This window comes from Kitasatospora sp. NPDC047058 (assembly GCF_040643935.1).
Taxonomy (GTDB): domain Bacteria; phylum Actinomycetota; class Actinomycetes; order Streptomycetales; family Streptomycetaceae; genus Kitasatospora.
Genome location: NZ_JBEYVJ010000339.1, coordinates 1 through 7,445, shown reverse-complemented (window position 1 = coordinate 7,445; position 7,445 = coordinate 1). Strand labels below are relative to the sequence as shown.

The following is a 7,445-nucleotide window of genomic DNA, read 5'->3' as shown; positions in this document are numbered from 1 at the left end:
TCTCCAAGGCCGAGGCCGCGCTCACGCTGGACGAGCCGGTCATCGAGGGCCGCTACGCCGAGCTCGTGGCCGGCCCTCACTGCTGTGCCCGGTGCCCGCAACGCCGACCGACCACCGGTCGGGCGCGACGGAACGCCGGCGCCGACCGACCACCGGCCGGGCGCCACCGGACCACCGGCCGGGCGCCGCCGGGCGGCCGCGACCCGGCCACCGATGGGAATCGGCCAAAGTTTCGGGTGCGGAACAGGGCCGCGGCACGGTGCGGAGCCGGTGCAAACCCGGCGAAGGGCCGAAACCGTGCAGGCGCCCGCCGTCAGACCATGGCCAGCGCGTAGCGCCCCTCCGGACCGGCCGCGAGGGCGCGGTCGAGCAGCGCCTGCGCCCGCAGCCCGGCCACCGTCCGGTCGGGCGCGCGGACGTACAGCACCAGCCCGACGCCCGCCGGCACGGCGCAGGCCCGCACGTGCTCCAGGCCGTCGCCCGGACCCGCGCACGCCCGGACCGCGGCCTGCACGTCGGCGGCCCCGGACTCGCCCGGCGGTGCGGCGGCGACGTTCAGCAGGGTCAGCTGGACCGCGAACACCGCGTGGTCAGTCCCAGCCGATGGGGCCGGAGGACCGGACGGTCCCGGCGGCCGGGGTGTCCCAGCCGATCGGGCCGGAGGACAGGACGGTCCCGGCGGTCGCGTTGTCCCAGCCGATGCCGCCGGGATCGGTGGCGCCGCCGGCGGCGGCCGTGGCGGCGGGCGCGGCGGCGGTGGCGAGGGCGAGCGCGAGGGCGGTGGCGGCGAGCAGCCGGACGGTCTTGGGCACGGCGGGTCCTGTTCTGTGCAGGGCGGTTCGGGTCCAGGGCGGAGGGAACGACGGGTGCGACGGCGGTACGACGGCGGTGGGGCGGCGTGCGGGCGGGCGCGGGAGCGGGGGTGCGCGTAGGGGGGATTCTCCCGGTGCCGCACCGGCCGCGGGAGGGCCGGACGGGGGCAGCATCAGGACAGGCAGCATCCTGCAACCCCTGTCCCGTGTGCGCCGCCCCGTACGCGCCGCCCCGTTCCGCCCGTACGCCCCTCCTGTACGCCCGGCCGCCGGGGGCGGCCCGCTTGACCGGATCATGCCCTTGTGGCGCAAGCGCCACGGCGGCAGGATCGGACCCGGCGGGCCGTTCGGACAACCCTCGCACCCCGCGCGACGCGCAACGACGAATCCGCGCGACAACAGCTCGGACGACGAAAGCTTGGATGGCGGTTGGCGCGATGACGGTTCGCGTGACGACAGCCCGATGATTCAGGGGTCGGTGAAGTGCTGGAACTGCTGGGGCTGGACGCCACCGCCGAGGCCGTCTACCGGGAGATGCTGACCGACCCCGAGGGCGGCGTGGCCGAACTCTGCACGCGCCTCGGCCTCCCCGAACCCACCGTCCGTGAGGCCCTCGACCGGCTCGCCGACCTCACCCTGCTGCGCGCCTCCCGCGAGCGGCCCGGTGCGCTCTGGCCGGTCAGCCCGGAACGCGGCCTGGAACTGCTGCTGCGCCGTCAGGAGGAGGAACTCGTCCGGCGCCAGCAGGAGTTGGCCGTATCCAAGGCCGCCGTGGCGCGGGCCGTCGCGGAGTACGCCACGCTGCGCGCGAGCACCCTGGTGGACGGCGGCGAGCGGCTGGTCGGGCTGGACGCGATCCAGGCGAAGCTGGAGGTGCTGACCGCCCGGCTGAAGGGCGAGTGCCTGGCCGTGATGCCCGGCGGCGCGCAGTCCGCCGCGAGCCTGGCCGCCTCCCGGCCGCTGGACGAGGACGCGCTGGTGCGCGGGGTGACCCTGCGGACCCTCTACCAGGACAGCGTCCGCAACGACCCGGAGACCTTCGGCTACGTGCAGTGGATGACCGGCCTCGGCGGCCGGGTGCGCACCGCGCCGGTGCTGCCGCCCCGGATGCTGGTCTTCGACCGCACCACCGCCGTGGTGCCGATCGACCCCGAGAACACCCGGGCCGGTGCGCTCTGCACCGAGGAGCCGGGGATCGTCGCCTCGCTGATCGCGCTGTTCGAGCAGACCTGGGAGACCGCCGTCCCGCTCGGCGCCGACCGGCCGGAGGACACCGGGACCGGTCTGAGCGCCGGCGAGCGCGAACTGCTCCGGCTGCTCTCCACCGGGATCACCGACGACGCGGCGGCCAAGCGGCTCGGCGTCTCGGTCCGGACGGTCCGCCGGCAGATGGCGGCGCTGATGGACCGGCTGGAGGCGGCGAGCCGGTTCGAGGCGGGTCTGAAGGCCTCTCAGCGCGGTTGGCTGTAGGAGAGATCACAGCTTCGACGGCTTGTCAGAATTCACTCTTCCGGCGGTACCGATTGTTCACCGCAGGGGACTTGTCGCGTCATTTTCTACGCGCGTATCTTGAGCGCTGCGGGGGCGGCTTCCGGCTCCCGTGCTGTCTTCTACGCGGGTAGTACCGGTCCTGCGCCGGCCTGGCACGCCTGCGGCACCCGACCGACCCACCCTCACGCCCCCGGCCGGCCCCGCGCCCGCCGGGCGAACGTGCCGCCCCGTTGCCGTGCCGCCGCGCGCCACGGCTGACCAAGGAGTCCCGCCCGGTGACCACGTCCCCCGCTCCCCGCCCCCGCCGCGCCCTGCTCCGGGCCACCCTCGTCCCGGCCGGCCTGGCCGCCTCGCTGGTGCTCGTGCCGCTGCCGGCCGCCGTGGCCGCGCCCTCGGCCGACGCGGCCCCGGCGGGCCCGACCGAGCCCGGCCCGCTGCGCGTGCACGACATCCAGGGCACCACCCGGATATCCCCGCAGGCCGGCAAGACCGTCGCCGGGGTGCCCGGCATCGTCACCGGCGTGCGCGGCTACGGGTCCAAGGGCTTCTGGATCCAGGACCCGAACCCGGACGCCGACCCCGCCACCAGCGAGGGCGTCTTCGTCTTCACCGGCGGCAACCCCACCGTCAAGGTCGGCGACTCGGTGCTGGTCAGCGGCAAGGTGACGGAGTACTACCCGAACTTCAGCGGCGGTTCGCAGTCGCTCACCGAGATCAGCTCCCCGGCCGTCACGGTGCTCTCCTCCGGCAACCCGCTGCCCGCGCCGGTCGTCGTGGACACCCGCAACATCCCCGGCACCTACACCCCGCAGACCCCGGCCGGCGCCGCCACCATCGAGGGCCTGGCGCTGAACCCGGAGAAGTACGCCCTGGACTTCTACGAGTCGCTGGAGGGCATGCGCGTCGAGGTCAAGGACGTCCGGGTGGTCCAGGCGACCGACAAGTACAACGAGCTCTGGGTCGCCGCCGACAAGCAGGACCAGAAGAGCAAGCGCGGCGGCGTGCTCTACGAGTCCTACGCCGAGCCCAACGTCGGCCGGCTGATGGTGCAGCAGCAGGCGCCGGTCGCCCAGCAGCCGTTCCCGGCGGCCAACGTCGGCGACGTGCTGACCGGCACCACCGACGGCCCGCTCGACTACAACCAGTTCGGCGGCTACACCCTGGTGGCCGGCACCCTCGGCGCGCTCCAGGACAACCACCTGGAGCGCGAGGTGACCGCGCCGGCCGGCGAGCGCGAACTCACCGTCGCCACCTACAACGTGGAGAACCTGGCCCCGGGCAACCCGGACGCCAAGTTCGCCGAGCTGGCCCAGGCCGTGGTCACCAACCTGCGCTCGCCCGACATCATCGCCCTGGAGGAGATCCAGGACAACAACGGCGCCAAGAACGACGGCACGGTGGACGCGAGCCAGACCGTGGCCAAGTTCACCGCCGCGATCAAGGCGGCCGGCGGCCCGGCGTACGAGTGGCGCTCGATCGACCCGGAGAACGGCAAGGACGGCGGCGAGCCGGGCGGCAACATCCGCCAGGTCTTCCTCTTCAACCCGCAGCGGGTCTCCTTCACCGACATCCCCGGCGGCTCCGCCACCACCGCGGTGGACGTGGCCGGCACCGGCGCGGCCACCGCGCTGACCGCCTCGCCCGGCCGGATCGACCCGGCGAACGAGGCCTGGGCCAACAGCCGCAAGCCGCTGGCCGGCCAGTTCTCCTTCCGCGGCAAGAAGGTCTTCGTCATCGCCAACCACTTCAACAGCAAGGGCGGCGACCAGGGCATCGACAGCCGGTTCCAGGCCCCGGAGCGCAGCTCCGAGGTGCAGCGGACCAAGCAGGCCGTCGTCGAGCAGGCCTTCGTCGCCAAGCTGCTGGGCGCCGACAAGGAGGCCAAGGTGGTCTCGCTCGGCGACTTCAACGACTACCAGTTCTCGCCCGCGCTGGCCGCGCTCACCAAGGGCGGCGTGCTGCGCGACCTGGTGAACGAGCTGCCCGAGAAGGAGCAGTACTCCTACGTCTACCAGGGCAACTCGCAGGTGCTCGACCACATCCTGGTCAGCCCCGAGGTCGGGTACGCCAAGTACGACGTGGTGCACATCAACAGCGAGTTCGCCAAGCAGGCGAGCGACCACGACCCGCAGGTGGTCCGCATCAAGCCGTGACGTCCCCGCGGGGGGACGGCCGAGGGGGCGGTGACCGGGGTCTGGTCACCGCCCCCTCGGGGCTTTCCGGGGCCGGTCCGCGGACCGGCCCCGCCGGGCCTACCGCAGCGCGGCGAGCACCGCGTCCGCCATCACCTTCTCGCCGGTGGCGTTCGGGTGGAACGGGACGGCCGGGGAGCCGGGCAGCGCGCCCTCGATCCAGCGGTCGTCCGAGCAGACGTCGTGGCCGGCGGTCGGCGTGGCGGTGTCCACGTAGGTCGCGCCGTTGGCGGCCGCGGTGGACTTCAGCATGGCGTTCAGCTTGTCGAGCACGCCGTGCAGGTAGTCGACGTCGCCCGGGGTGACGGGCTGGCGGAGGATGCACCGCGAGCCGGCGGACGGCAGCACGGACGGGTAGCCGACCAGCAGGATCCTGGCCTTCGGGGCCTTGGCGTGGATGCGCTTGAGGGTGTCGGCGATCTGCGGCGCGGCGCCGTCGATCCGGTCCGCCAGGTCGTCGTTGCCGTACTGCCAGGACCAGCTGGACCAGTCCCAGTGGCCGTGGTGGTAGACGTCCTTGCAGGGCGTGCCCAGCGGGTTGACCACCGCGCCCGCGATGCAGACGCCGACCAGGTCGCCGAGCCCGAGGTCGGTCACGCCGAGGTCGTTGCCGCCGATGCCGAGGGTCACCAGGTCGGTGTCGGCGGTGACGGCGTCCAGCTGGGGGTCGTTGACCCGGATGAAGGCGTCGTACTGCGGCTGCGTCATCGCCTTCACCTTGGCCGCGGCGCAGGTGACGTCGGTGTAGGCGCCGGCCTTGAGCGCGGCGGCCACCAGGTGGCCGTAGTTGCGGTCCGAGCGCAGGCAGAGGCCGGCCGACTGGCCGGGCACGCCGGCGCCGGCGGCGTAGGAGTCGCCGAGGGCCACGTAGTGGCGCGGCGCCGGGGTGGCGGCCTGGGCGCTGGTGGAGGTCAGGGCGAGGGCCGCGCCGAGGGCGACGGCGGCGAGTGCGGTGGAATTGCGCAGTTTCCGGGCAGGGCGGAGCACGGGTTCCTCCTGGGGGAGAGAAACGACAGGTGGGGGTCGTGCCAGCCGGGCCACAGCTACTACTCGAAAGTAAGTTACTGTCAGGTTTCGCGCCCGTCCATGCATGGCACGGAAATTCCCCAAATTCGCCGGAAGCATTTCGGAATTACGCTCCACTGCGTATCGAAGGTATTTCCGAAACGCTCCGGAGCGGAATTGGTGCCGTCGCTTGTCACCCGGCCGTGCCATCCGGCCGGGTGCGGTGCAGGTCTCCGGGGGCAGGGGGCCGGCGCCCGGCGGACGGAGCGTCAGAAGTAGAGCTTCGTTCTAGAGAACCCCTCCAGTTCTGCTCTATGCTGGCCGAGTTGGCGGCCGAGGCCGTGGCGTGACGGTCGAGCGGAGGCGCGGAGATGCCCCCCAAGCAGCAACGGGGCGAGGCCACCGTGGAGTCGCTGCTGGCCGGCGCGCTGCGGGTGTACGCGGAGTCGGGCCAGGAGGGGTTCACCGTCAGTGCCGTCACCACGGCGAGCGGGGTCAGCCTGGGCAGCCTCTACCACCACTTCGGGAGCTTCGACGGGCTGGCCGCCGCGCTCTACATCCGCTGCATGGAGCAGCTGTTCGACGAGATGACCGCCGCGCTGCAGCGCAGCCGCACCGCGCGCACCGGCGTGCGGGCGCTCGTGCAGGCCTATCTGCGCTTCACCGCGGAGCACCGGGACGCCGCCCTCTTCCTGCACGCCTCCGCCTACTCCGGCTACCTGGCCGCGCGGGCCGGGCAGATCAAGGCCGCCAAGGCGGCCAGGCTCGCGGTGATCGGCGACTGGATGCGGCCGCGGATGGAGCGGGGCGAGATCGTGCCCGTCCCGGGCCCGCTGGTCGAGGTCCTGGTGATGGGGCCGGTCGCCGAGGCGGCCCGCCGCTGGCTGGCCGACACCTACGAACTGGACCTGGCCGAGGCCGCCCGGATCCTGCCGGAGAGCATCTGGCGCTCGTTGCGGCCCGAACCGTCCGGTGCGACCGGTACCGGCGGGGCGGACGGTGGGGAAGACTGATGGCCGGACGATCCGGACGACTGACGACCCGTCGGGTCGGGGATTCGCGAAAGGGCGGGGCATGACTGGTCGGGGGGCCGTACTCGGAGGTCGCTACACGCTGACCGAGTGGATCGGCGGCGGGGGCATGGGTGCCGTCTGGCGCGCCGACGACCGGGTGCTGGAGCGGCAGGTGGCGGTCAAGGTGCTGCATGCGGGGCTGCTGGAGGAGGGGACGTTCGCCCGGCGCTTCCGGCGCGAGGCCCAGCTGCTCGCCGCGATCAGCCACCCGGGCATCGTGGAGGTCCACGACTACGGGGAGAGCGGCGGCGCGGCGGAGGGCGGCGCCGAGGGGGAGCGGATCGCGTACATCGTGATGGAGCTCGTCGACGGCCGGCCGCTGGACAAGGTCCTCGCCGAGGACGGGCCGATGCCGCCCGAGCGGGCGCTGGGCCTGCTCGCCACGGCACTCGACGCGCTGCAGGCCGCGCACCAGCAGGAGATCGTGCACCGGGACGTCAAGCCGTCCAACCTGATGCTCGGGGCCGACGGCCGGGTCACGGTGACGGACTTCGGCATCGCGCGGGCGCTCGTGAGCACCACCCTCACGGCGACCAACGTGGTGATCGGCACCGCGCTGTACATGGCCCCCGAGCAGGCCGGGGGCGGCGGCGTCGCACCGGCCTCGGACCTCTACTCGCTCGGCGTGGTCTGCTACGAACTGCTCACCGGCACACCGCCGTTCACCGGCGAGAGCGTGGTCGAGGTGGCGCTCAAGCACGTCCAGCAGCCGGCGCCGGAGCTGCCGGGGCAGTTCCCGCCGGCGGTGCGGGAGTTCGTCGCCCGGGCCCTGGCCAAGCAGCCCGGGGACCGGTTCGCCGACGCCGCCTCGATGGCGGCCGCGGCGCGTCCAACCCCAGGAAACCCTGAGGCCGGGGATGTCAACATATCTG

7 protein-coding genes are annotated in these 7,445 nt (G+C 73.3%); 4 read left to right on the top strand and 3 right to left on the bottom strand.

Going from position 1 to position 7,445, the window contains the following annotated elements; all coding sequences use genetic code 11:
* Window positions 1–313 precede the first annotated feature (313 nt).
* Complete coding sequence (locus ABZ885_RS32070; protein WP_360196416.1) at window positions 314–583, bottom strand: hypothetical protein; 270 nt, start codon at window positions 581–583, stop codon at window positions 314–316.
* Between the two features lie 7 nt (window positions 584–590).
* A complete protein-coding gene (locus ABZ885_RS32065; RefSeq protein ID WP_360196413.1) occupies window positions 591–812 on the bottom strand; it encodes a hypothetical protein in 222 nt (73 codons plus the stop codon).
* A gap of 483 nt (window positions 813–1,295) precedes the next feature.
* On the opposite strand from ABZ885_RS32065, the gene ABZ885_RS32060 reads away from it, so the two are divergent.
* Complete coding sequence (locus ABZ885_RS32060) at window positions 1,296–2,282, top strand: LuxR C-terminal-related transcriptional regulator (protein WP_360196410.1); 987 nt, start codon at window positions 1,296–1,298, stop codon at window positions 2,280–2,282.
* Between the two features lie 401 nt (window positions 2,283–2,683).
* Window positions 2,684–4,456 (top strand): endonuclease/exonuclease/phosphatase family protein, encoded by a 1,773-nt coding sequence (locus tag ABZ885_RS32055; RefSeq protein WP_360196419.1) that lies wholly within the window; start codon window positions 2,684–2,686, stop codon window positions 4,454–4,456.
* Between the two features lie 99 nt (window positions 4,457–4,555).
* Here the strand turns inward: ABZ885_RS32055 and ABZ885_RS32050 are convergent, their stop codons facing one another.
* Entirely contained in the window at window positions 4,556–5,482 is a 927-nt protein-coding gene (locus ABZ885_RS32050) for an SGNH/GDSL hydrolase family protein (RefSeq protein ID WP_360196407.1), read from the bottom strand.
* A gap of 389 nt (window positions 5,483–5,871) precedes the next feature.
* On the opposite strand from ABZ885_RS32050, the gene ABZ885_RS32045 reads away from it, so the two are divergent.
* Window positions 5,872–6,513 (top strand): TetR/AcrR family transcriptional regulator, encoded by a 642-nt coding sequence (locus tag ABZ885_RS32045; protein WP_360196405.1) that lies wholly within the window; start codon window positions 5,872–5,874, stop codon window positions 6,511–6,513.
* A gap of 61 nt (window positions 6,514–6,574) precedes the next feature.
* The coding region (locus ABZ885_RS32040; RefSeq protein WP_360196403.1) for a protein kinase at window positions 6,575–7,445 on the top strand (871 nt) is incomplete at its 3' end.